Here is a 24,062-nt window from a genome sequence, read left to right on the forward strand (position 1 = left end):
TGTTGCTCATTTGGAAGGTACACTATAAAAGTGTCAGAAATAAAAGATATACTTCAAAACAGACAAATGATGGTGTTATTCAGGCAATTTCGGTGATGCATAAAAAAATCCAAGCAGATTCAGCTTCGCTCAAGCAACTTCCGACCCATGATCTGATTAAAGCACCTCTGTGGATCAGTTTCAGGGAAGATCCTGCGCAATCTGTTTATCCGCTACATGGCCATGCCTGGGGAGAATTTGTCTATGCTTTTCATGGCGTGATGGAAGTGAATATTAATCATATAAATTATGTGACGCCTTCACCTCACGGCATCTGGCTCCCACCGAATTTAGAGCATCGTGGTCTGAACCGTACCGCAGTTTCTCATGGCACTCTGTATGTGCATGAATCACTTTGTAGCCAACTGCCCACTCAACCGGGCATCCTGCTCAGCGCCCCCTTGGTCACTGCTTTATTTACCCACCTGAAACAACTACATCAGCAAGATCATCCGGGATTCGAGAATTCAGCTGAATATCAGCGTCTGCTACAGGTGCTGCTTGATCAGCTCCAGCAAGCCCAACTGGTCAGCAGTTATCTACCGCATTCAGAACATGCATTGCTGAAACAGATTTTAGATTATTTACATCAGCATCCGGCAGATCAGAGCTCGCTGCAGCAACTGGCCGAACGCGTCAATTTAACCGAGCGGACATTAGCGCGATATAGCCAGAAAGAACTGGGAATGTCACTGCATGAATGGCGGCAACGCCTGAAAGTGATGCAGGCCATGTCTTTATTAAATGCAGCGCATAGTGTCGAGAGCATTGCCTTTGATCTGGGCTATGCCAATGCCTCAGCATTTATCAGCATGTTTAAACGCTGGATGGGAAGCACCCCAGATCAGTTTCGCAAGCGTTATACTGTTAATGATTAAAATTATGCATATGAAAAAGGAGCCAATAGGCCACTGCTGTCCTATAGTTTGCTTTAAATAAAAAAACCTGAGTCCTAACAGTTAAAATATGAGTGCAAACAAACACTTTAACGACTAGGATTCAGGTTTTGTCACATCAGAATACCGTATTTCATGAGCTAATTAAACCTGTTGTGCGACAGGATTTTGAACAACTTGCTAAAGTACACCATGTTGGACAGAAATTTAGAGCGGCTTCCCGGTGGGATCAGTTTATTGCCATATTGATGTCTCAATTCTCTTGTAGGCAAAGTCTGAGAGATATTCAATCCAATTTGGAGTGCCAACAGGAAAAGCTAAGTCATCTCGGAGCAAAGTCTACTCCCCGAAGCACGCTGGCACGAATCAATGAGCAGCAGCCTGCTGCCTTGTATCAACAGCTATTTTACAAGTTGCTTAAATACTATGAACACTCAAAAGTAGCTCATAAATTTCGCTTTAAGAATCCCTTGTATTCCTTGGATGCCAGTCATATTGACCTGTCGCTTTCCTTATGTGAATGGGCCAAAGTTCATGACTCAAAAGCCAGCATGAAACTCAGCATAGGATTGAATCACAGCAATGATATTCCTGAGTTTGTTGCAGTTGAAAATGGCAAAGAAAATGACATGGTACAAGGCCGAGAATTCCAGTTTCCCGCTGGCAGCATTGTGGTCTTTGATAAAGGCTATGTCGATTATCAATGGTATGCGAATCTAAGCGCTCAAAACGTTAGCTTTGTGACACGTTTTAGACCTAAATCGGTGTATCAGGTGATCCAGCAACATCCCGTGCTTGAATCCAAAGGCATTCTAAAAGATGAAACCATTCAGCTAAATAGCGCACATGCCCTAAAAAGAAAAGCCCCCGTATTAAGAAGAATTGAATATAGAGATCAGCAAAGTGGCAAGCACTTTAGCTTTCTCAGCAATAACTTTCATTTAGCCGCCTCCACCATTGCGGCGATTTATAAAGATCGTTGGAAAGTTGAGCTGTTCTTTAAGGCGATTAAGCAGAATCTCAAATTAAAAGCGTTTCTAGGCCGCAGCAGGAACGCAATTCAGACACAAATCTGGATTGCGATGATCGCCTATTTATTGGTGAGTTTCGCTCAACATTTAGGAAAAACAGGTTGGACAGTTCAACGTTTACTCAGAATAATTCAAGTGAATTTGTTTGAAAGAAGAACTTTAAAAGCTTTATTTTCACCCGATAAAATACCCATAAAACAAGAGGAAGCTCAAATGAGCTTCCTCTTGTGAAAAATTGTGGGACAGCAATGGCCAATAGGCTCCTTTGATTCAAAATCCTGGTTATTTCACAAAAGTCGTCCAGACATAATCTTGAGCCTGCCCTTTGAGGGTCATTTTCAGTTGATCGCCTGAATGTAATGCCGCAACGCCTGCCGGTGTACCGGTCATCACCACATCCCCTTCTTCCAAAGTAAAGACCTGACTGATGTCAGCCAGCAAGGTCGCAATATCAAATATCAATAAAGCGGTATCACCTTTTTGACGTAGCTCATCATTGACTTGCAGTGTATAATGCACATCTTTCCAGTCAGTGACTACATCGGCGACAGGCACCCAATCCGACAACAAACAAGAACCATCAAAGGCTTTGGCACGTTCCCAAGACTGGCCTTTTTTCTTGAGATCATCCTGTAAATCACGCAAAGTTAAGTCCAGACCTAAAGTCACCGCACCCACAGCTTCAAGTGATTTCACAGGATCGCTTTCTTTGCTTAAAGTCCGGTCAATGCGCAAGCTGAGTTCACATTCATAATGACAATTGCCCCATTCCGGATTCCACTCAATGCCTGCTTCAAGCGAACTTAAGGCACTCGGTGGCTTGATAAACAATACCGGACGATCAGGGATCGCATTGCCGAGTTCTTTGGCATGATCGGCATAACTGCGACCCACGCAAACGATTTTGGATGGACGTGTGCTCATGATCAAAACTTCCCTTTTATAGATATCTGAATTATTTTTTAAATGTATGCTCGAACATACTCTGTTCAGTGCCGTCCTTAAATGCACGCTTCGGCACAATAACCACGGTACGGTTTTTTAATTCCAGCATATAAGTGAGTTTACCGACAGCAAAATTCTGCACTTCGCTATATGGCACCAACTTACTACGATCATTATTAAAAATTTCCGCATAGTCCTGATACAAATCAATACCCTGTTCGCTTTTACCAAACTGATATTTAACAAACTGACGTTTAAACATCATCGGCAGGAACCAGTAACGCATAATACCTTGCAGGAGCAGAAAGAATGCGCCCAAAGCCACGTAATAACGTCCGACGCCATCAAAACCCATCGAGAAACCCCAGATGATGATCCCGATACTGACCAGAGGCGTCAGAAAACGTGAAATCTGCTTTTTACCAAACGTCGCCAGGGCAAAACCATCCTGAGATTCTTCTAAAGTCAGAAAATAACGGGTCGATAAAGTCGGTGCTGACTCAGTCATAGCATCACATCAAAAATAAAATCTTGCCCAATACTATAGCAAAATATCTACAGCGCTTATGGCCTGTCGCATCAATTACATAACTTTGCTTTGGAAATACGTACATTTGGTTTTAAATAAACAACAATTAAAACAAAAAATAAGCAACAGGATGTTGAATGAAAGGATTAAAGCAATGCATGCTCATCGGTGTTTGTTTGGCAGTTTCTGCTCCAGCACTGGCCAAGATTATTCCCTGGAATGCCGAACTACCGAGCAGTCTGAGTGCTTATCAGGGAAATGCCCAGCAACTGGCAGAATTAACCGGCGAGCGGATTCTGATTTATGCACATCCAACCAGTAAAACCCAGCTTCCCACCTTAAATAGTAATGCAGCCAGCAAGACACAGTTTTATAGTGCGGCTGTGGTATTACCGGTAGCTGAAGCTCAGGTTGAAAAATTGCTACGCCATTATCCGAATTATGTGGGTCTATTTCCGACCTTAAAGTCAGCCAAAGTGCTGGAGCAGCAGGGTTCGATTCAGCAGGTTAGATATCAGGTTCATATCCCGACCCCGATTCCGGTGTTGAACTTTAAAGAAACTGTAGTGATGCAGCATCATCTGGGTGAAAACAGCATCAATACTTTAATTATCGATGCGCCAATTCCCTATGGTGCGGGAAACTTGGAATGGTTTGCACTGGGTCCGCATAAAACGCTGGTGACTGTCACCCAATGGGGCGACCTGAATCAGCCTAAAGGCTTTTTATTCAGTAAAATCCTGAATGCGCTGCCTGAAGCCAAACTCGGCATTCCGCCGAGTACCAATGCATTTCTGCTGGAAGCACTACAACAACGCTTTAAAACCGAGCATACAGCAGCACTAGCAACTCCGATTCCGCAACTGAGATTGAACCCTCAACAGCTACAAAAAATTGCCCAGATCAGCCAAAAATCAGGGCAACCGGTCAGTTTCATTTTGCCGAACTATCTGATCAAAGAAGGAAAATTCTCAGAAAATTTAAGATTTAGCAGCACCTATCAATATTTTCCGAATCCGGTCGAAAAATTGCGGCCGTGGTTAGCAGCTGAAGCAACCCAGCAGCTTTTCCCCCGGCAGATCAAGAAAGTCGAACTGAATCCGGTCAATGCCCAGAATATAGATGCCAACTATAAGGTGTCGGTCGGTTTAGGAGTGATTCAGATTCCATTTAACTTCAAGATGCGTTTTTACCAGCCTGATTCCCTGCAAAACCAGTTTAATGCTAATGGTGGCGACTTGAAGTTTGTGAAAGGTGGCATGCGCTTATTGCCGCAGTCACAAGGTACCTTATTTCAAATTACCAGCAGCATGAAGATTCACGATCAGGCGCCATTCTTATTAAGAGCCATGCGCAGCATGCCCTATCACGATGTTTTACCTGCGGTAGGTGGCAATACCGTTTATGCACTGAAAGTGCAGCAGAAATTAAGATGAGCAGGAAGCAGAGAGTTATTGGTTTTTTATATGAAAAATAGTTAAAAATCACAGACGTAAAAAAACCGCATCACTGTGCGGTTTTTTTCAGAATTCTTATCAAGATTGGTGCGCTCAGAGAGATTCGAACTCCCGACCCCTTAGTTCGTAGCCAAGTGCTCTATCCAGCTGAGCTATGAGCGCGACGTCTTGATGGGGTGCATTATACGAGCTTTTTTAGTCTTGTTAAGTGTTTTTTAATAAAATCACAACTGAATGTACAGTAATTAAACGATGTATCAGAATTTATAGTTTTCTGCTGAAAACTTCTGCGGATTTAGAGCTAAAAGCACTTAATTAATTCAACCAGAAAGCTGGATTTTCCGAAAAATTCCAGCACCACACAATGGGTCAGCCTTAAGTATTCTCAACCAGGTATTCAGCCAGAATAGAATTCAAATATAAAACGACCGTCATCACCCTTGTATGCTTTATCACTCGCCTATTGTTCCAGTCTTTACTGCTCCTACCCTTTGATAATGCGTAAACACAATACCATTTGAGCTGGCCAGGTGATCTATCAATTGAAAAGCGGCAGGTATTGACTCATGGCTAAACAGGCGTTTGCCAACACCCAGAATGATTGGAAAAGTCAGCAGACGAAGTTCGTCCACAAGTTCATATTTGAAAAGCGCCTGTACCACTGTAGCACTGCCATAAACTCGAATATCCCCCTCTCCTGATGCTTTAAGCTTGATGATCTCATCAATGCTTTTCAAAAAAAGGGTATTTTGCCAGTCGGAATGTTCCAGACTGGTAGAAAGAACATATTTATTGACGTCATTGATTCCCGGCCAGTCTTCAGTATGTGTGGGCCAGTAAGATTCAAAAATCTGAAAAGTATTTTTCCCCAAAAGAATATCGGAGGGCTGCATCCATGTTTGCATGATGGCATCAAATGCCGGATCAGGTTCCGCGTTAAAATACGGCGCCACCCAGCCACCATATTGAAAACCACCAGATATATCTTCTTTGGGGCCGCCGGGCGCCTGCATCACGCCATCTAGGGTCAAAAATTCCTGGACAATGATTTTTCTCATCACGACTGCCTTTATTTTTATTCACTCGCCTGAGACTTATTTTTAGCACGTGATGTCTGGTGTTTCTGTAAATTTTAGGCACAAAAAAACCGCAAAATGTGCGGTTAATTGTTCAAGTTGGTGCGCTCAGAGAGATTCGAACTCCCGACCCCTTAGTTCGTAGCCAAGTGCTCTATCCAGCTGAGCTATGAGCGCGTAACTTGTGTGCCTAGGTTGGCGATACGTTTTTCTGCTTAACTTACTTGGTGCGCTCAGAGAGATTCGAACTCCCGACCCCTTAGTTCGTAGCCAAGTGCTCTATCCAGCTGAGCTATGAGCGCGCGACGTAAGTAAGCGTGGCGGTGAGAGAGGGATTCGAACCCTCGATACAGTTACCCGTATGCGTCCTTAGCAGGGACGTGGTTTCAGCCACTCACCCATCTCACCGTAACGTGCGGCCATAATACAAATTTCGGCATGGCACTGCAAGCGCAGCATCAAAAAAAAGTGCATATTTTTGCTCGTTTAAATACTTTTTAAGCAATTCCTCGATTTTTCGTGCATTTTGATGGCAAAAAAACTGCATAAATTTCCAGTTATCGAAAATTAACAGAAAATTGAAAACTTAAATGGATTATTGCAATCATTTACGTGCAGTCTGCGCACACATGTTTTATGCTAAACCTATCTCCTAAGATAAATTTAAAGACATGATGAAAAACTGGGTCGATCCTGAAGCAAAAGCTGAAGCCGAACGTTATGACAACCCTATCCCTAGCCGCACGCTCATTTTAGAAACCATCGAAAAGAACAATGCCCAGTCCCATGCAGACCTGGTCGAACATTTTGAAATTGCAGATCAAAAAAGTATTGATGCCCTAAGCCATCGTTTAATTGCGATGGTGCGTGACGGGCAACTGATGAAAGACGGCTACAAGTTTCAGATTGCCGTCGAGCAACCTGAATCCGAAGCGACGGTTTATATCAATTCCCGGGGGATGGGAACTGCCAACATTTCCGGCCAGGACGACTTATTATTGGCTGAGCGTGAACTGCGCCTGGTCTTTAATGGTGACCGCGTTAAAGTGCGTCAGACTTCGGTAGACCGTAAAGGTAAGGCCTGGGGCTACATTACGGAAGTTGTGCAGCATCGTGTCAAACAGATCATTGGTAAAGTGTCAGAGTATGATGGTGAATACTTTATCCAGCCAGCCAACCCGAATGCACATCAGCCAATTACCCTTGAAAAAGAACTGATTGAACATGCCCAAGTCAATCTGGGTGACTCGATTCGTGTGGCGATTGATACCTATCCGACCCGTGAAGAATTCGCGACTGGGCATATTGTGCAGTCCATGGCAGACAAGGCCGATACTGAAATCATCATTCCACAAACCATTTTAGAATATGGTTTGCCTTATGAATTCCCGGAAGAAGTGGTTAAAGAAGCCGAGAGCTTTAAAGAACCAACGGCCAAAGACCATGAAGGTCGTGTGGATCTGCGTGATTTAGCCTTAGTTACTATTGACGGTGAAGATGCACGTGACTTTGATGATGCCGTTTATGCCGAAAAACGTCCGGGTGGTGGCTATCGTGTGGTCGTGGCCATTGCCGATGTCAGCCATTATGTGCGTCCAGGCAAACCGCTGGATGATGAAGCGCAGGAACGCGGGACGTCAGTCTACTTCCCGCACTTTGTTTTACCGATGCTGCCTGAAGCATTGTCGAATGGCCTGTGTTCGTTAAATCCGAATGTTGACCGCCTATGTATGGTCTGTGATTTAAAACTGTCACGTGCTGGCCGTGTTACCGGTTTTGAGTTCTATCCATCTGTTATGCATTCCAAGGCACGTTTGACCTATGATCAGGTCGCACAGTATCTGGAAGGTGACAGTCAAGCCATTACCGAAGACCGTGAAGTTCGCAAGTCGATCAACACCCTGTTCCAGCTTTATCAAGTTCTTAAAAGTTTACGTGCTGAACGCCATGCCATGGAATTTGAAACCGTCGAAACTTACATGACCTTCGACGAACTGGGCGGAATTAAAGAAATTTTGCCGCGTAGCCGTAATGATGCGCATAAGCTGATTGAAGAATGTATGTTGCTGGCCAACGTGGCAGCCGCAGAATATGCATTGAAAAATGAAATGCCAATGTTGTACCGCGTGCATGAGCCACCTGAGTTCTCACGTATCCAGAAAGTCCGTGACTTCGTCAAGCTGCTGGGTTTGAATTTCCCGGAACAGCCGACTCAGAAAGATTATCAGGCGGTGATTGAAGCGACCAAAGAACGGATTGATGCACCAAGTATTCATGCGGTGTTATTACGCTCCATGATGCAGGCTTACTATGGTGCGAGTAATGCAGGCCATTATGGTCTGGCTTATGAAGCCTATACACATTTCACTTCACCAATTCGCCGTTATCCGGATCTGTTATTGCATCGTGCAATCAAAGCACATTTAAATAACAAGCCATCTCCACTTTCAGGTGGTGCTTTAGATGAAGCTGGTGACCATTTCTCTGCCACAGAACGTCGTGCAGATGAAGCATCACGCTCGGTAACGACCTGGTTGAAATGCCATTATATGCAGCAGCATCTGGGTGAAGAATTTGTCGGCATTATTAGTGCAACGGCAGAATTTGGCCTGTTTGTCACGCTAAAAGACCTGTATGTCGATGGTATGGTGCATGTCAGCCAGCTAGGCGATGACTTCTTTGTCTTTGATCAAAGCAGCCAGAATCTGATCGGCCAGAACCGTGGTCAGGTCTTTGGTCTGGGTGATGAAGTCAAAATCAAGGTTGCCGGTGTCAATCTGGAAGAACGCAAGATCGACTTTGAACTGGTGCAACAACTCAGTCATGCCGGCCGTGCAGTTCGTGCCCGTGCACCGCGCGTGAGCGAGAAAAAACCAGTATCACGTCCAGCAGCAACCGAAGAAGTGTTCGGCAACAATGAACGTGAATCTAAACCCAACCTGAGCACCGATGGAGAACAGCCCATACGACGCAAAAAAGGAAAAGGAAAACCCAGCTCTTACAGTAAAAAGTCTGCTAAACCATCTGCAGGAAAGTCTGAAGCAAAGGTTAAAGATAAAGTAAAGAAAAAGGCCAAGGTCAAAAAGAAAAAGTCGAATGCAAAAGCCAAGACTGAATAATTTTTGACGGTTTAAAAAGAGTGCTACGGCGCTCTTTTTTATTCAATACGAACAGAAGATAATAATTTAGAATAAATTTTATCTACATCTGCTATATGATTCTTGATTTTCTCTTCACAAACATTTTGGTCTAATTTTTCATCTATTTGCTCGATTTTTGCATCAATAATCTTGTTATAAATATCTGTAAATTTTTTAGAAATTAAAATAAATTCTGATTTATCAGAAAGGTTCTCAATAAGAACTAAAATTGCATATACTTGATAGTATGATTCTTTCATTTCATTAAAATCAGATTTTTTCCATTCAGGTTTATGAGATAAATCTAAAGTTTTAGTTGTCCACCCAACTAATTGTTTGTAAGCAAAAATAATTTCATCTCTTTCAACTTTTCTATTTTCTTGTTCTTTCCATTTATCTAATAAAATGTAACCTGCATAACCAATAAATAAGGTAGCTGACCAACTCATCATCGTGGCAAATGCTCCTTTATCTAGATCATTATCATAATAAGATATTGGGACAACAAAATCGAAGATAAACCAATATTACAATATACCAAGTAAGATAAAAGCGACTGCTGCACTAAATAAAAATGTTACTTCTGTTTTTCTTTGCATAATAATTTTTCTCTATTTTCAAATTATAAAGCAAATATTAGTTTCAAAACTTGATTTACTCAATTAAAAGCCCTACATCTAGATTTAACATTGAAAATTAATTTGGCAGACCGACATGACTTTAGAAAAGGCAACTTTGCCTGTTCCACAATTTGATCAGATTACGCTGGCTGAGCTAAAACAAAAAATTGAAAGCTGTATCGCTGAAGGGCAAAAGTTCCTGAATGACCTCACCGAAACGCCTACTACAGTACAGGAGCAGCTGACTACGTTGGAACATGTCGACACGCTTGAAAACAATATGAGTGAGTCTTGGGGCATCTTGTCACATTTAAATGCCGTGATGAACAATGCCGAAACCCGTGATGTCTACCAAGCACTTTTACCGGGTCTTAGCGAATATTATACGCAACTGGGTCAACATACGGCGCTGTATCAGACCTATCAGCATATTTATGATGCGTCGATTTATAGTGAACTGCCGGCAGCGCAGCAAAGCGCCATTAAACTGGCCTTACGTGACTTTAAATTATCTGGGGTGGCGTTAGAGGGTGAAGCGAAAAAACGTTATGCGGAAATTTCGGCACGTCTGTCCCAATTATCTTCCGACTTCTCCAACCATGTACTGGATGCGACTCAGGCCTATTTCAGACCGCTAAATGAAGAGGAGTTAGCGGGTCTATCTACCAGTAATATTGAGCTGTTAAAACAATATGGTCAGCAACGTGAGCTGGATCAACCGGTGGCTACGCTGGATTTCCCGTCTTATCTGGCGATCATGACCCATTCAGAAAATCGCCCTCTGCGTGAAGAACTCTATAAAGCTTATACCACACGTGCGTCAGATCAGGCTGAACAGAGCGAGTTTGACAATACTGCACTGATCGAAGAAATTCTCAGTTTGCGTCTGGAAATGGCAAAACTGCTTGGCTTTAATAATTATGCGGAATTGTCCTTAGCCAGCAAAATGGCACCAAGTGTAGAGGCCGTAGACGAATTCTTGCGTGATCTGGCAGAGCATGCCCGCGCGCCAGCAGAGAAAGAAATTGCAGAACTGAAAGCGATTGCTGCTGAAGATGGCATCCGTGATCTGCAACCGTGGGACAGTGGCTATTATTCTGAAAAGCTGAAAATGCAGCAATTTAATTTGTCACAGGAAGTGCTTAAACCTTACTTCCCTGCACCAAAAATCCTGCAAGGCCTGTTCAGTATTGTGAATCGTCTGTATGGCATTCAAGTCATTGAACGTGAAGCGCCTGTCTGGCATCCAGATGCACGTTATTTTGAACTGGAAGATCAGGGTCAGGTCATTGGCGGTTTCTATTTTGATCTGTATGCACGTCAAGGCAAACGTGGCGGTGCATGGATGAGCGGTTTCCGTTCCCGTATGCAGACCAGTGATGGCTTGCAAAAACCGATTTGTTATATGGTCGGTAACTTTACCCCACCCGTCGGCAATCGCCCTGCACTCTTGACCCATGATGAAGTCATCACCTTGTTCCATGAATTTGGTCATGGCCTGCATCATATGCTGACAGAAGTGGACAATATTGCGGTAGCAGGTACCCATGGCGTGGCTTGGGATGCGGTCGAACTGCCAAGCCAGTTTATGGAATTCTGGGCCTGGGATCAGGAAAGTCTGGATCTGCTCAGCGAGCACATTGAAACTCAAGAATCCTTGCCGGCAGAGTTGCTGAAAGCCCTGCTCGATGCACGTTTCTTCCAGTCTGGCATGCAAACCCTGCGTCAGCTTGAATTTGCCCTGTTTGACCTGAGTATTCACCGAGCCAATCCGGCTTTAAATGCAACACAGGTTCAGGCGACGCTGAATGACATCCGTGAAAAGTATGCGGTCCTACCGACCACCGACTATAACCGTTTCCAGCACAGCTTCAGTCACATTTTTGCCGGTGGTTATGCAGCAGGATATTATTCCTATAAATGGGCCGAAGTTTTGGCCAGTGATGCCTTCGACCGCTTTGAAGATGAAGGTATTTTTAATACCACTACCGGAAAGCAGTTTCGGGAAAATATCCTCGCAGTTGGCGGAAAAGACACAGCACTTGACGCATTTATCAATTTCCGCGGACGCGAGCCAAAAATAGATGCGTTGCTGCGTCATCAAGGTTGGACGAACCCCTCTAAAAACGCTTAAACTAGCTTTTTAAGTTGATCACAAGGTGAGTATGATGACCATTAAACGTCGTTTCATTGCAGGCGCAAAATGTCCAAAATGTCAGGCGTTAGATCGCGTCGTCATGCTGACCTCTGGTGAAGATGAATGGATCGAATGTATTGAATGTGGTTATGAAGAAAATCGTCCCACACATGTTGATCAACCAGAAACACCAGCTGTTCCAGATGAAGTTGGCGTGATTCAGTTTAAACCTCGTTCAGTAAAATAAAAATCAAGGTTCAAGCTATGTCAGTAGAACAAAGAAATAACCCCAAACTTTTAATGGGGATTATGGGGGCTTTAGTTACTGTCGTTGCATTGGTATTGCTATATCAGTGGTTGAATGCCTTTTCCGGTGAAGCGGAACGCATACATCAGGAAGATATCGCGGCTGTTCCGGCAGCAAAACCTGCGGCGAAAACTGAAGAAGATACGGCGGCAGCGAAAGCACCTGAGACGATCGAAGCTAAAGCACTGGTATCAAATCAGCTGTTAGATGCACCAGTGCCGGAGAATGCCAGTTTGGCCAAAGAAGAAGTGGCTAAATTAGATGACATCCAAGTTCAGCTCAATGAACAAAAAGCCACACTGGATGCGCAGCATAGCGATGCCGACCAGTTGATCCAACTGAAAGAGGAACAGATCAAGTTACTTGAAGCACAACTTGCTCAAAGCCAGTAAATCTCGACAGCATTTCAGCTAGAATATCGTCAGATCTTCTAGCTCAGTTGTTTCCATGTCTGCCCCAGCCGCTCCGCATCTGCTTAAAGCCATTCTGTTACTGACCTGCTCTGCTTTTCTCTTTTCAGTCATGGGCGTCTGTATCCGTTATGCCTCAACAACAGTTGATAATGCTACCGTGGTCTTCTTTCGCAATTTTGTTGGGCTGTTTATTTTCCTGCCTTTCATTTTCAATAAAGGCATTGGTTTTTTCAAAACTGAAAAACTATGGATGCACACTTGGCGCGCAGTGGTCGGCCTGACTGCCATGTACGGCTTTTTCTATGCCATTGCTCATTTAAAACTCTCCAATGCCATGGTCTTCACCTACTCTTCCCCGATTTTTATTCCTTTGATTGCCTGGCTATTTCTCAAGGAAAAAATCACCACAAGCATGTTAGCCGCAGCTCTGATTGGTTTCATCGGCGTACTCTGTGTCGCCAAACCAGATTCGGGTCTAATTAACCTGATGTCGGTCATTGGTTTGAGTGCGAGCTTTCTGGCGGCGATGGCCTTTGTCACGGTTCGGGCACTGACTAAAACTGAGTCTCCGGAAAAAATCGTGTTTTATTTCTGCTTTATTGGCACCCTGATTTCAGTGATTCCGATGTTCTGGCTATGGCGACCTTATACCCTGACAGAACTCAGCTACCTGATCACTGCCGGTATTCTGGCCAATTTCAGCCAACTGTTCATGTCAAATGCCTACAAGCTGGCTCCGGCAGGACAAATTGGACCGGTCAACTATGTGGCGATTTTCTTTGCCGGCATGTGGGGCTTTCTGTTCTGGCATGAGGTTCCAGACCTTTATAGCCTGATTGGGCTGGGACTGATTTTCTGTGCGATTCTACTGTGTAGCCCGATTCTACAAAAGCGCCTGAATTCATCCAAGATTTGATCAAGATTCGAAATCAAAGCAATAAAAAAGCACCCGTAGGTGCTTTTTTATTGCTTTTTTCTTATTGATACCAGCCGAACAGTTTAAAGATATAAGGCACATAGGCAATGATCAGCATCGCAGGCAGCAATACTATCACTGGTAAAATCCAGCGTTCATAACGATAGTAAAAAGACAGATGGCGAACTTCCGCATCCGCTTCAGCCACCTCAGCATCGCCAATCGACTGTCTGGCCAGCAGATGATTCAGCGCAACCGGTGGCGTCACATAACCCAGCTCAAAACCAATCAGGGTAATCATCCAGAAATGAACTGGATGAATGCCATATTGGTAAGCCACTGGAGCCACGGTTGCCGAAATCAGAATCACCGCGCCAAATGGATCCATGATCATCCCGACAAAAATCATCAAGCCGACAATCAGTGAAATCACCAAAATAGTACTACTGATATCGGTCGGGAAGGCTTCCATAATTTCAATACGTTCCAGCAAGCCACCGACACTCACCGAGAGTGCCATCAGAATGACCAAGGCACCAATATGGCCCACGGTCTCACTGGTCGAAATATGCATGGACTTCCAGAAACCGACTTGACGTAAAATTTCGGTCGCCTTTGAGCGCTGCACAGCATGATCAACCACCAGTTCTTTGCCTGATTGTTCGCTATGTTCAGCTTCACGATATTCTGCATTGGCCGCAGCACCGGCTGTTGCCAGTTCAGGTGTCGATCTTGAGTTTAAAGTTGCGGTCAAAGTTTCATCCCAATGCCCCACTGCCGGCAACGGCGCAGGTTCATGACGCAACTTGTCGAACAAGACAATCATCAGCAGAATGACTGGCATCATCACCGGTGCGGTAAATTCATTCAGGTCAGTCGACAAGGCATATTTATAGAATAACCAGATCAGAATGAAAATCACGATATATGGAATAATCGCAATGAAGGCGCGACCGGATTGAGGAGCAGCCACAATAGGTGCAGCAATCCGGAATTTGTTTTCTGCAAAGAACAGGGAAATTACCAGGAATAAAGTCGAACTGAGCAGGAAGACATAAATCCCGTAGTGATAGAGTAAGTCGGTGGTCACTTCTTTATTCAGTGATGCCACAACGACAATCAGCAAGCAAGGACGTAAAACCACGCCCAGTGAACCAGACATTGCAGTGGCGGCCAATGCAAACTGACGGCGTCCGCCCGCATTCCAGACTTCCTTGTAAATAATCGCACCTGCGGCAATTACGAAAATCCCTGATGCTCCGGTATAGGCGGTCGGTAATGCAGCTGCCAGCAAGATTAACCAGGTCAGGGTTTCAGGGGCCAGATTCCATGGACGCAGAATATTCAGGAACATGTCCACGACACGGGTCTGTTTCAGCAACATACCGGCCCAGATAAACAAGGCCAGATTTAGGAAAATACTGGAAAACTCTACCAATTGACCGAGGTAAATCCCCTGCCCCATTGGATAGTCCATAAAAAAGGTGAAATTTATTCCGGTAGTAATGGCCATATAGGCATACAGCGGCACACTCAAAAAGGCCAGACCAAAACTGCCACCTTCGCGCGTTGGTTTTGGCTGTTTGATCACCTGATACAGGCTGATCAAGGTGAGTGTGCTGAACAGAATCATCCACAACCAGTAGATGTACTTCATCTCCCCCATCGGCACGCCCGAGTTCAATACGGACTGATATTGGCTATAGGATGAAAATGCCAGGAAAGCATTAGCGACCAGCATGGCGACCGAATAAACTTTAAAGTCGATACGCGTGCTCGGGCTACGTAAGCCAATATGATGGGTTTTTAGAGTGGCACTGATCGCAGCAAAGACCACCATGATGACCAGAAGCAAAGCCCGGTTTTCCGTACCAAACTTGAAGATTCCAAAAAAAGAGGTTTCAAACGTCCGATAAGCCCGAATACTTGGATGAGCTTGCACATGTTGAATGGCTTTATCATAAAACAGGTAGGATTCTTCACAGACCTGCTGTGCCTGTAACACCGCAGCACGGACATCCGCTTCCGAACGCACCCCGAAGAAGTCGGCATATTCATCGGCTGCATCGGCTTTTATCTGCTGCTGAACGCGTTGATCAACATTAATATTGCGTTCACATTGTGGACGCGTCGGCTCAGCCCTTAAAAATGAATATTGCATTCCTGTTGCCGGATCGCCGTAAATACGCTCCCCCATACGCAGCAACTGACCGTGAATCATTTCCCCGGTGCCAATAATCAAAGTGAGCAAAAGTAAAACCAGCACGACGAAGGTCGAGATCCACTCTGTCCATATATAACGCAACAGACCTAATCCTGATCTGTTTTGATGATTATTTTGCATGTGTATTCCTATTTTTATTTTAGCGGCCTGATGCTTGGTCTAGGACGCTGATCTTCCCTTCTGCCTAGAAAATTCCTTTTCAAAGGTCAGGATCTTTATTCTATGTTTTGACTTTGCATGAAAATTGGCACAATAAAAATGACAATTTATATTTTCTTTTTGTATTTTCTGCCAAGTAAATTATTTATCTCTGCACTTTAATTATCCCGAAAATAATTGCTCACAATATAGATCAGCGCCAGAATCACGCCCCAAATCACCCCAAGTAAATGTGCCTCAACCAAAACCGGACTACCGATCAGCTGCGCCGTTCCGACATTGCCAATGGTGTTTTCCCAGACCAGTTTGGCAAAAATCAAAAATAATACCAGCGCCGCAAAGCCGCGTTCCCGCTTATACAGCAAATGTACACAGGCTACGGCGACATAGGCACCATGCAGCACGCCCGACAGGCCAGCATAGGCTTCAATATTGGGTAAGAAAAAATAAAAGCTTAAACTGATCAACGGTGGCAAGATCAGCAAAATGGCACAGAAATGCCAGACGGTAGCGCGTGGAAAAATGAAAGGTAAACAGATAAAGGCGAGAATGTTTAGAAAGTAATGAATCCAGCTCACATGTACCCAGTGCGCTGTCCAGAGTCGCCAGAATTCACCCAGCAGACTCTCTTGCCAGTAGATAAAATGATCCTGAAAAATTTGCAGACATGCAGAGAGAGAGACAAAAGCCGCTAGAAAAATAATTTTTCGTCGAAAATGTTGATCTAGCATCGGCCTGTTGTCCTCCCTGACCATCTAATTTGACTTCATCCCTGAAGCTTCATGCATAGTATCTGCATTACAGATCCGCACTGAACAGATCATCGAGCTCGGAAGAACTGTCGGATTCATCCCAGAAACGTTGCATGCCATCATCGCCACTACGTATACCAGTATTTTCTGTCCAGTAACGATCTGATATGCCACTGACCATAATCGCGGCCATGCTGTCAATCAGCTTGAATTGCGGATTTACCGGTTTTTCCTCCGTACGGGCCTGAGCAAAGGTTTTCAAGGCATCCCGAACTTTGGCATCATCGCCACTGGCCTGAGCCGCTACGGCATACAAGGCATGAGATAAACGTACACCTTTTTGCTCACCAATTTGTGTAGATTGTTTTAATGTTTGGTAAGGGTCAGGCTTGCCTTCCCCTGCGCCTGGCAACAAAGTCCAGATCACCGCACGGGTGGCATTCGGCGCACCCCAGAATTTCGCGTTATCCAGACACACCATGCCACGCTCGACCACGGCAGCAATATCTTTCGGTACATGCACTGCACCACCCGAGTTAATATCATTGGTCATGGCCTGCAAGCCGCTGAGCATACCCAACAGATAAACCGTTTGCTCGATATCACTGTTCATGCGTGGACATTCTTCACCCAGGGCTTTTTGGTATTTCTTTTCATAACGGCTCTGGAACAGTTGATAACCGGTATATTGACGCTGTGCTGCCAGTGCCGCCCAGCGCTTCTGCTCGATTCGGGCATCTTGAGCTTCTGCCACCTGATTGGTTTTTGAAGCACGTAAATAGCGTAACTCGGCTTCCAGCGCTTTTTGCTCGGCACAAATACCGGCAGCCGAATACATCAGCACGGCCACCCGTGTTGGATCCGCCCCCATTTCTTTGGTCGCCATAATGGCCGGCGTTAAAGAATTCCCTGAATTACACACCATTTCAGCATCATCCATCGCTAAAATCGGCGGTACAATATGGTTTTCGGTGAAACCCAGTGCAACATTGGCACCGGTTTTAATGACCTGAGAACACCCCGTCAAAACTGTTGTTGTTATTGCAATGGTCGCCATACCTTGGCATATTTTACGGACGTCTGACATTTTCCTGTCCTCTATAATTGTGATTATGTCCATCTTTCTGCTAAAGATATCAGAAGCATTTTGTGAATAAAAGAGTATTTACTCTAATTTAGACGAGACACTTTGCCATTAAATGGCCGCGCTGCAATTGACTGTATTTAGGAGAATCCCAAATTTTGGGCAAAAAAAAGTAGCATTGCGACGGTTCAGCACATGCTACTTATTAACTGTACAAGCAGAAAAATAATAAACCCTGCTTGATTAAGATGAAAATTTATCCTTCAACACTGTCCCGAGTCGTCCGATCACCAGCGTTAAAACAATCGCTACGATCAGAAACATCCATACTGGAAATTCCATTAAGGTCTCCCGTAGTTGCTGTTGGTGAGTTAAATGTACAGGCTAAAAATAAAACATAGGGAATAAATTGTCAGACAATTCCTCTAAGTTATGGATTAACCGTAATTTTTGTCTGACAATAAAAATAGGAAGTTGATCTAAATATTCGTTTTATGTGCATTTTAATTAAATTATTAAAATGCGCTTGTCTTACAACTAAATTAATTTAGTCAATAATTTTAAGGATTTCCATTGTTTGAGTGGCAATTGATCGCACCAGATCAGCAAAGGTCGCGCCTTAGCGTGTTGAAAATACACCACGATATATGCCTGATGATCAATCACGTGACTAATACAAACCCGACGAGTAGGCCGTGCTTTGGCAGTCAATGACCATTCACGTCCATCCAGATATTCAAACTGCTCAATCTGTGGTGTCTTGCGGTAAAACAGCTGATAAATCACCAAGCCTATGACAGCGCACACTGCCCAAAGTGCAATCGGTAATAACTGATACAATAGATACATCAGCAGTGCAAAAATAAAAAGCTGAAACGCCAATGCACAGAGACTGCGTTTCAGCTTGAAGCAACGATTATCCATGAACGTAAAATTTAAGCTTCTTGATAAAATCTTTCAGTTCAGGACGCGGTGGCTCAGACACTTCCATAAACCAGTCCAGTAAATCCGGGTCTTCCTGCTCAACCAGCTCTGCAAACATCTGTTTTTCGAAAGGCTCAGCACTCAGGTAATGGTTTTTTACGTAGGGATCAAAATATACATCCAGTTCTTTTAGACCACGACGCGCACGATAAATCACTTTGCGCTCTTCTAAGCTGATGTCATCAGTCATCGAATTTCCCCAACTCGTTATAAACCCGAATAGTTTACCTGAAGCGCTGGCTGAATTTCGAGGGATTTCATAGAAATGACCAAAAGCATCAGCAGATTTAAGTCATTTGAACATTCCGCTCATTGCTGCTGATCTTGGCATGGCCTAAGTTAAACCAAACAGATCAAAATAAGGAATAACAAGATGCAATCTGCAGCCATTCGCCCACTTGCTCCGATGCTGCCGCGCCAACTCTTTAATACCGAACATGATGCTTTTCGCGAGACGGTACGTAAATTTTATGAGAAAGAAGTCATTCCACATACCGAGCGTTATGAAAGTCAGCAACATGTGGATCGAGAGCTATGGAATAAATCCGGTGGGCTTGGATTGCTCTGCGCTACCATGCCTGAGGAATATGGCGGCTCTGGCGTAGACCGGCTGTATAGCATGATTTTGATTGAGGAACAGGCCTATGCCGGAGATTCAGCGACCGGATTTTCATTGCATTCGGATATTGTTGCCAATTATCTGCTGAACTTTGGTAATGAAGCTCAAAAACAGCAATGGCTACCCAAAATGGCGTCTGGAGAAGTCGTCACCGCGATCGCCATGACCGAACCGGGAACTGGCTCTGACCTGCAAGCAGTGCGTACATCGGCAATACTGGATGGCGATGACTATTTGATTAATGGTTCCAAGATTTTTATTACCAATGGCTATCTCTGTGATATGGCCATCGTGGTTTGTAAAACTGGCAATAATGATAAAGGTTCAGCCAATCTGTCATTGATTATGGTCGAAGCCGACCGTCCCGGATTTAGCAAAGGCAAGCCGCTGAATAAAATTGGCATGAAAGGACAGGATACCTGTGAACTGTTCTTTGACAATGTTCGGGTTCCGAAAGAAAACCTGCTCGGTCTGGAAGGCATGGGCTTTATGATGCTGATGAAAGAGCTGGCTTGGGAACGCCTGATTGTGGCAATTATCTGTCAGGCAGGCGCTGAAGCTGCTTTCGCACATACAGTGAAATATACTAAGGAACGTCAGGCATTTGGCAAGAGCATCAGCCATTTTCAAAATACCCGTTTTAAACTGGCAGAACTACGTACCGAGATCGATGTCTGCCGCACTTATCTGGATCGCTGTATGCAGCTGCAACTCAATCACGAACTAGGCGTAGATGCCGCTGCTGCGGCCAAATACAAGATTTCAGAAATGTACAGCAAAGTCGTTGATGAATGTCTGCAATTGCATGGCGGCTATGGTTATATGCTGGAATATCCGATTGCCCGTGCCTATATCGACAACCGTGCCAATCGGATTTATGCGGGTACCAATGAAATCATGAAAGAACTCATCGCCCGTTCACTTTAAAATGGATTCATAAAAAAGGAGTCTCTTAGGACTCCTTTTTCTGTATGCAAAAATATAACTTTAAGAAACCAGACGCGGTTTATGCTTTAAAACATTGCTGTTTTTTCTAAATTTCAGCACGCCATCTTCAAACGAAGCCTGTTTGAGCTCCTTACGGTCTGCGAGATAATTATTGCTGACTTTCCACGGTGCATGTTTGCCCTGCTTTGGCATCACGTCTGCAGCACGGGCAATATAACCCGAACTGAGACTGCCCATGACGGTATCCTGGAGCAATTCACTCTGATCTCCCTGAGCAATCACCTGCGCATAACCTTGCTGATCCATATAATTCAACAGACGGCAAATATACTCAGCTGCAATGTCGACTTTAAGCGTCCAGGAGGCATTAATATAGCCAATAATCAGCGCCATATTCGGTATATCACTGACCATGATGCCTCTATACAGCATATGCTGTGAGGTATCGATAGGCTGACCATCCATCGTCGCCAGAATCCTGCCGAGAATTTGGATATTCAGGCCAGTGGCAGAGACGATAATATCAGCATCCAGATGTTGACCGGATTTCAGCTGAATTCCCGTTTCGGTAAAGATTTCTATCTGATCCGTTGCAACCGATGCCTGCCCTTCACGTAAAATTTTAAACAGATCCCCATCCGGCACCACACACAGACGCTGATCCCAAGGTTCATAATTCGGGGTAAAGTGCTTCATGTCTACTTTACCTTTCAGCTGGAATTGCACCGATTTAAGCAAAAGTGATTTTAATAATTTTGGCTGTTTCTGTGCCAAAGCATAAATCCCGCGCTGCATGACGATATTACGCGCACGTGTCAGCTTGTAGGCGACCTCCTCAGGCAGATATTTACGCATTTTTGAATAAATAAAATCGACCGAAGGCACAGAGGCAATATAAGTCGGTGAACGCTGCAACATGGTCACATGACCTGCTCCACCTTTGACCATCGCAGGAACCAAGGTAATCGCGGTCGCACCACTACCAATAATGACCACCTTTTTGCCTTTATAGTTTAAATTTTCCGGCCAATGTTGCGGATGAATAAACTCACCTTTGAATGCAGTTTGATTTGGAAACTCCGGCTGAAAACCCTGATCATAATTATAATAACCGGTACAACCCAGTATAAAGTTGGCGATCCAGATCTGCTTCTTACCGTGTGCATCCTCGATCTCTACTGACCATTTGCAGGTTGTAGAATCATAATTGGCACTTAAGACCCGATGCTGAAAATGGATTTTCGGCTGTAGCTTAAACTCATCCACCACTTCAGTCAGATAATTTTTGATGGATGCGCCATCGGCAAGCACGCTTTCTTTCTTCCAGGGTTTGAAATTAAAACCAAAAGTCGACATATCCGAATCAGAACGGATTCCCGGATATTTAAACAGGTCCCAAGTTCCACCAATACTTTCGCGGCGTTCAATAATCTCAAAAGAGCGTTGCGGACAATGTTTAGAAAGATGCGCTGCCAGACCAATCCCCGAGATCCCCGCACCCACGATTAAAATATCTACCTGCTTTTCCATCTTGTTCTTTTACCTAAGCGATGCTATCTGTTTTTATTAAATCACAAAACTGACAATACACAATGTCAAGTTCATTAAAAAGCCACTATTTTTTTATCTTTTGAGGCCAGATCAGTTATCTGAAACTCAATCACTTTAAATTAAAATATACAGGCATTAAAAAAGGCCGGTTTATTCAACCGACCTTTTCGAACAACTTGCGTTATTCTTCACGAAATTAGTTAACTTCGCGATCTACTAGCTCAACGTAAGCCATCGGTGCAGCATCACCTGCACGGAAGCCCGCTTTAAGAACACGTAGATAACCGCCGTTACGCTCTTTGTAACGAGGGCCAAGAACGGTAAATAATTTACCAACAGTTGCTGCTGAACGAGTACGAGCAAACGCCAAACGACGGTTTGCTACTGTATCGTTTTTAGCTAAAGTGATTAAAGGCTCAGCTACACGACGTAACTCTTTTGCTTTAGGCACAGTTGTTTTGATCAACTCGTGCTCGAACAAAGAGTTAGCCATGTTTTGGAACATCGCTTTACGATGACTGCTTGTACGGCCTAATTTCACACCACTATTACGATGACGCATGGTGATAGTCCTACTTAATTAACGGCTACGATAGGCGAAACGATCGTCCATACGGAGACTAGCCGGTGGCCAGTTCTCTAAACGCATGCCGAGTTGTAAGCCTTTAGAAGCCAGAACATCTTTGATCTCAGTAAGCGATTTTTTACCCAAGTTAGGAGTTTTAAGCAACTCAACTTCGGTACGCTGTACAAGATCACCAATGTAGTAAATGTTTTCTGCTTTCAAACAGTTAGCAGAACGAACAGTTAGCTCTAGATCATCTACTGGGCGAAGCAAGATTGGGTCAACTTCTTCACGAGGCTCTTGAGCAACAGGTGCTTGATCTTTCTGAAGGTCAACGAAGATCGCAATTTGTTGCTGCAAAATAGTTGCAGCTTTGCGGATCGCTTCTTCAGGATCTACAGTACCGTTAGTTTCAAGATCAATGATCAGTTTATCAAGGTCAGTACGTTGTTCTACACGCGCGTTTTCCACGGTGTATGAAACACGTTTGATTGGGCTATAAGACGCATCTAACTGCAAGCGACCCACTGGGCGAGTTTCGCCTTCAGGGAAGCGTGAATCAGAAGTCTCGTAGCCACGACCTTGAGCCACTTTCAGACGCATTTTCAATGAGCCTGAGGCACTTAAAGTACCGATCAAATGTTCAGGGTTAACCACTTCAACATTATGAGGTAAACGAAGGTCAGCCGCAGTTACGTCGCCTGCACCTTGTTTCTCTAATGTTAAATAAGCTTCATTTTGATCGAACAGCTTAATCGACAATCCTTTTAGGTTCAGCAAGAGCTCGACGATGTCCTGCTGCAAGCCTTCCAAAGTACTGTACTCGTGCTCGACCCCTTCAATCTCAACTTCTACCACAGCTGCGCCAGGTAGAGAAGAAAGAAGGATGCGACGTAAAGCATTACCAAGAGTATGACCAAAGCCACGCTCTAATGGTTCTAGAATAACTTTTGCCGAGGTCCCGCTTGCCGCTTCGACCTTGATCGCTTGCGGAGTTAGAAACTCATTTGCAGTACGCGTCATATTGCTTCCTCAAGGATTATTTAGAATACAATTCTACAATCAAGCTTTCGTTGATTTCAGCAGGTAAATCAGAACGATCCGGTGCAGCTTTGAACGTACCTTCTAATTTAGAATGGTCAATTTCCATCCAAGAAGGCATGCCACGTTGAGTAGCTAATTCAATTGCGTTTTTGATACGTAATTGTTGCTTAGCGCCTTCGTGAACTGCGATCACATCACCCGCTTTAACTTGGATAGACGCAATGTTAACACGACGGCCATTCAAAGTGATGCTACGGTGAGATACTAACTGACGAGCTTCTGCACGAGTAGAACCGAAACCCATACGATAAACAACGTTATCAAGACGGCTTTCAAGTAGCTTCAACAGGTTTTCACCAGTTGCGCCTTTAACACGAGCAGCTTCTTTATAGTAGTTACTAAATTGACGCTCTAAAACACCGTACATGCGACGTACTTTTTGTTTTTCACGTAATTGTAGTGAGTACTCAGATTGTTTACCACCACGAGCCCCGCCGTGTTGGCCAGGAACTTTCGCATGTTTTTTTGTCTTAACATCAAACGGTTTAACGCCTGATTTAAGTTGCAGGTCTGTCCCTTCGCGACGAGAGAGTTTGCATTTTGGACCAATATAACGAGCCATGAAT

At 44.3% G+C, this 24,062-nt stretch carries 22 protein-coding genes and 4 tRNA genes; 9 read left to right on the plus strand and 17 right to left on the minus strand.

Annotated elements, in window-relative coordinates; translation table 11 throughout:
- Positions 1-95 precede the first annotated feature (95 nt).
- Positions 96-917, plus strand: a complete 822-nt coding sequence (locus tag BFN00_RS07005) for an AraC family transcriptional regulator (protein ID WP_071850958.1) — start codon at positions 96-98, stop codon at positions 915-917.
- A gap of 128 nt (positions 918-1,045) precedes the next feature.
- The gene (locus BFN00_RS07010; protein ID WP_071850847.1) at positions 1,046-2,197 is read left to right on the plus strand and encodes an IS4-like element ISAbe18 family transposase; all 1,152 of its coding nucleotides are present in this window, start codon (positions 1,046-1,048) and stop codon (positions 2,195-2,197) included.
- Positions 2,198-2,248: 51 nt separating this feature from the next.
- Here BFN00_RS07010 and BFN00_RS07015 read toward each other — a convergent pair whose 3' ends face one another.
- Positions 2,249-2,890, minus strand: coding sequence for a fumarylacetoacetate hydrolase family protein (locus tag BFN00_RS07015; protein ID WP_071850849.1), 642 nt, complete (start codon positions 2,888-2,890; stop codon positions 2,249-2,251).
- Between the two features lie 31 nt (positions 2,891-2,921).
- A complete protein-coding gene (locus BFN00_RS07020) occupies positions 2,922-3,419 on the minus strand; it encodes a YcxB family protein (protein ID WP_004645081.1) in 498 nt (165 codons plus the stop codon).
- Positions 3,420-3,577: 158 nt separating this feature from the next.
- Between BFN00_RS07020 and BFN00_RS07025 the strand changes: the two genes are divergently transcribed.
- Positions 3,578-4,876, plus strand: a complete 1,299-nt coding sequence (locus BFN00_RS07025) for a hypothetical protein (protein ID WP_071850851.1) — start codon at positions 3,578-3,580, stop codon at positions 4,874-4,876.
- Positions 4,877-4,982: 106 nt separating this feature from the next.
- On the opposite strand, the gene BFN00_RS07030 is transcribed toward BFN00_RS07025, so the two are convergent.
- The 5 genes from BFN00_RS07030 to BFN00_RS07050 all read right to left on the minus strand — a co-directional run bounded on the left by BFN00_RS07030 (position 4,983) and on the right by BFN00_RS07050 (position 6,381).
- Positions 4,983-5,059 (minus strand) — tRNA-Arg (locus BFN00_RS07030).
- Positions 5,060-5,349: 290 nt separating this feature from the next.
- The gene (locus BFN00_RS07035) at positions 5,350-5,955 is read right to left on the minus strand and encodes a dihydrofolate reductase family protein (protein ID WP_071850853.1); all 606 of its coding nucleotides are present in this window, start codon (positions 5,953-5,955) and stop codon (positions 5,350-5,352) included.
- Positions 5,956-6,073: 118 nt separating this feature from the next.
- Positions 6,074-6,150 (minus strand) — tRNA-Arg (locus BFN00_RS07040).
- 48 nt (positions 6,151-6,198) lie between these two features.
- Positions 6,199-6,275 (minus strand) — tRNA-Arg (locus tag BFN00_RS07045).
- A gap of 16 nt (positions 6,276-6,291) precedes the next feature.
- A tRNA-Ser gene (locus BFN00_RS07050) sits at positions 6,292-6,381 on the minus strand.
- A 263-nt stretch (positions 6,382-6,644) separates the two neighbouring features.
- Between BFN00_RS07050 and rnr the strand changes: the two genes are divergently transcribed.
- Entirely contained in the window at positions 6,645-9,092 is a 2,448-nt protein-coding gene (gene rnr / locus BFN00_RS07055; protein ID WP_071850855.1) for a ribonuclease R, read from the plus strand.
- Between the two features lie 38 nt (positions 9,093-9,130).
- Here rnr and BFN00_RS07060 read toward each other — a convergent pair whose 3' ends face one another.
- Positions 9,131-9,565, minus strand: a complete 435-nt coding sequence (locus tag BFN00_RS07060; RefSeq protein ID WP_071850857.1) for a hypothetical protein — start codon at positions 9,563-9,565, stop codon at positions 9,131-9,133.
- 247 nt (positions 9,566-9,812) lie between these two features.
- Between BFN00_RS07060 and BFN00_RS07065 the strand changes: the two genes are divergently transcribed.
- The 4 genes from BFN00_RS07065 to BFN00_RS07080 are packed head-to-tail and all read left to right on the plus strand — an operon-like array spanning position 9,813 to position 13,506.
- Complete coding sequence (locus BFN00_RS07065) at positions 9,813-11,867, plus strand: M3 family metallopeptidase (protein ID WP_171260776.1); 2,055 nt, start codon at positions 9,813-9,815, stop codon at positions 11,865-11,867.
- 40 nt (positions 11,868-11,907) lie between these two features.
- A complete protein-coding gene (locus tag BFN00_RS07070; RefSeq protein ID WP_171054337.1) occupies positions 11,908-12,117 on the plus strand; it encodes a YheV family putative zinc ribbon protein in 210 nt (69 codons plus the stop codon).
- 17 nt (positions 12,118-12,134) lie between these two features.
- Positions 12,135-12,569, plus strand: coding sequence for a restriction endonuclease subunit S domain-containing protein (locus BFN00_RS07075; protein ID WP_071850861.1), 435 nt, complete (start codon positions 12,135-12,137; stop codon positions 12,567-12,569).
- Positions 12,570-12,624: 55 nt separating this feature from the next.
- Complete coding sequence (locus tag BFN00_RS07080; protein ID WP_071850863.1) at positions 12,625-13,506, plus strand: DMT family transporter; 882 nt, start codon at positions 12,625-12,627, stop codon at positions 13,504-13,506.
- Between the two features lie 61 nt (positions 13,507-13,567).
- Here the strand turns inward: BFN00_RS07080 and BFN00_RS07085 are convergent, their stop codons facing one another.
- The 5 genes from BFN00_RS07085 to BFN00_RS07105 all read right to left on the minus strand — a co-directional run bounded on the left by BFN00_RS07085 (position 13,568) and on the right by BFN00_RS07105 (position 18,899).
- Complete coding sequence (locus BFN00_RS07085; protein WP_071850865.1) at positions 13,568-15,850, minus strand: TRAP transporter large permease subunit; 2,283 nt, start codon at positions 15,848-15,850, stop codon at positions 13,568-13,570.
- Positions 15,851-16,047: 197 nt separating this feature from the next.
- Positions 16,048-16,620, minus strand: coding sequence for a rhombosortase (gene rrtA / locus BFN00_RS07090; protein ID WP_004281478.1), 573 nt, complete (start codon positions 16,618-16,620; stop codon positions 16,048-16,050).
- Positions 16,621-16,687: 67 nt separating this feature from the next.
- On the minus strand, positions 16,688-17,728 hold the full coding sequence (locus tag BFN00_RS07095; protein ID WP_004281480.1) for a hypothetical protein: 1,041 nt from the start codon (positions 17,726-17,728) through the stop codon (positions 16,688-16,690).
- Between the two features lie 534 nt (positions 17,729-18,262).
- Positions 18,263-18,649 carry a hypothetical protein gene (locus tag BFN00_RS07100; RefSeq protein ID WP_071850867.1) on the minus strand — a complete coding sequence of 129 codons (387 nt, stop codon included), beginning with the start codon at positions 18,647-18,649 and terminating at the stop codon, positions 18,263-18,265.
- Positions 18,642-18,899 carry an FAD assembly factor SdhE gene (locus BFN00_RS07105; protein ID WP_005263749.1) on the minus strand — a complete coding sequence of 86 codons (258 nt, stop codon included), beginning with the start codon at positions 18,897-18,899 and terminating at the stop codon, positions 18,642-18,644. Before BFN00_RS07105 ends, BFN00_RS07100 begins: the two co-directional genes overlap by 8 nt.
- 183 nt (positions 18,900-19,082) lie before the next feature.
- On the opposite strand from BFN00_RS07105, the gene BFN00_RS07110 reads away from it, so the two are divergent.
- Complete coding sequence (locus BFN00_RS07110) at positions 19,083-20,255, plus strand: acyl-CoA dehydrogenase family protein (RefSeq protein ID WP_071850869.1); 1,173 nt, start codon at positions 19,083-19,085, stop codon at positions 20,253-20,255.
- Positions 20,256-20,315: 60 nt separating this feature from the next.
- Here BFN00_RS07110 and BFN00_RS07115 read toward each other — a convergent pair whose 3' ends face one another.
- From BFN00_RS07115 to rpsD, 4 genes are all read right to left on the minus strand, one after another.
- Complete coding sequence (locus BFN00_RS07115) at positions 20,316-21,806, minus strand: flavin-containing monooxygenase (protein WP_071850871.1); 1,491 nt, start codon at positions 21,804-21,806, stop codon at positions 20,316-20,318.
- 217 nt (positions 21,807-22,023) lie between these two features.
- The gene (rplQ, locus tag BFN00_RS07120) at positions 22,024-22,389 is read right to left on the minus strand and encodes a 50S ribosomal protein L17 (RefSeq protein ID WP_004281488.1); all 366 of its coding nucleotides are present in this window, start codon (positions 22,387-22,389) and stop codon (positions 22,024-22,026) included.
- Positions 22,390-22,407: 18 nt separating this feature from the next.
- The gene (locus tag BFN00_RS07125; RefSeq protein WP_004281489.1) at positions 22,408-23,415 is read right to left on the minus strand and encodes a DNA-directed RNA polymerase subunit alpha; all 1,008 of its coding nucleotides are present in this window, start codon (positions 23,413-23,415) and stop codon (positions 22,408-22,410) included.
- A gap of 16 nt (positions 23,416-23,431) precedes the next feature.
- On the minus strand, positions 23,432-24,058 hold the full coding sequence (rpsD, locus tag BFN00_RS07130; protein ID WP_004281490.1) for a 30S ribosomal protein S4: 627 nt from the start codon (positions 24,056-24,058) through the stop codon (positions 23,432-23,434).
- Positions 24,059-24,062: the final 4 nt, after the last annotated feature.

It is taken from the genome of Acinetobacter sp. AR2-3, assembly GCF_001878775.1.
In the GTDB taxonomy this organism is placed as follows: Bacteria; Pseudomonadota; Gammaproteobacteria; order Pseudomonadales; family Moraxellaceae; genus Acinetobacter; species Acinetobacter lwoffii_D.

Coding starts and splice junctions, on each gene's coding strand:
- BFN00_RS07100 (WP_071850867.1), bottom strand. CDS start 18,649: ATGGATAATCGTTGCTTCAAGCTGAAACGCAGTCTCTGTGCATTGGCG.
- BFN00_RS07025 (WP_071850851.1), top strand. CDS start 3,578: ATGAAAGGATTAAAGCAATGCATGCTCATCGGTGTTTGTTTGGCAGTT.
- BFN00_RS07005 (WP_071850958.1), top strand. CDS start 96: ATGCATAAAAAAATCCAAGCAGATTCAGCTTCGCTCAAGCAACTTCCG.
- BFN00_RS07075 (WP_071850861.1), top strand. CDS start 12,135: ATGTCAGTAGAACAAAGAAATAACCCCAAACTTTTAATGGGGATTATG.
- rpsD (WP_004281490.1), bottom strand. CDS start 24,058: ATGGCTCGTTATATTGGTCCAAAATGCAAACTCTCTCGTCGCGAAGGG.
- rplQ (WP_004281488.1), bottom strand. CDS start 22,389: ATGCGTCATCGTAATAGTGGTGTGAAATTAGGCCGTACAAGCAGTCAT.
- BFN00_RS07115 (WP_071850871.1), bottom strand. CDS start 21,806: ATGGAAAAGCAGGTAGATATTTTAATCGTGGGTGCGGGGATCTCGGGG.
- BFN00_RS07020 (WP_004645081.1), bottom strand. CDS start 3,419: ATGACTGAGTCAGCACCGACTTTATCGACCCGTTATTTTCTGACTTTA.
- BFN00_RS07085 (WP_071850865.1), bottom strand. CDS start 15,850: ATGCAAAATAATCATCAAAACAGATCAGGATTAGGTCTGTTGCGTTAT.
- BFN00_RS07095 (WP_004281480.1), bottom strand. CDS start 17,728: ATGTCAGACGTCCGTAAAATATGCCAAGGTATGGCGACCATTGCAATA.
- rnr (WP_071850855.1), top strand. CDS start 6,645: ATGATGAAAAACTGGGTCGATCCTGAAGCAAAAGCTGAAGCCGAACGT.
- BFN00_RS07125 (WP_004281489.1), bottom strand. CDS start 23,415: ATGACGCGTACTGCAAATGAGTTTCTAACTCCGCAAGCGATCAAGGTC.
- BFN00_RS07015 (WP_071850849.1), bottom strand. CDS start 2,890: ATGAGCACACGTCCATCCAAAATCGTTTGCGTGGGTCGCAGTTATGCC.
- BFN00_RS07105 (WP_005263749.1), bottom strand. CDS start 18,899: ATGACTGATGACATCAGCTTAGAAGAGCGCAAAGTGATTTATCGTGCG.
- rrtA (WP_004281478.1), bottom strand. CDS start 16,620: ATGCTAGATCAACATTTTCGACGAAAAATTATTTTTCTAGCGGCTTTT.
- BFN00_RS07035 (WP_071850853.1), bottom strand. CDS start 5,955: ATGAGAAAAATCATTGTCCAGGAATTTTTGACCCTAGATGGCGTGATG.
- BFN00_RS07110 (WP_071850869.1), top strand. CDS start 19,083: ATGCAATCTGCAGCCATTCGCCCACTTGCTCCGATGCTGCCGCGCCAA.
- BFN00_RS07080 (WP_071850863.1), top strand. CDS start 12,625: ATGTCTGCCCCAGCCGCTCCGCATCTGCTTAAAGCCATTCTGTTACTG.
- BFN00_RS07060 (WP_071850857.1), bottom strand. CDS start 9,565: ATGATGAGTTGGTCAGCTACCTTATTTATTGGTTATGCAGGTTACATT.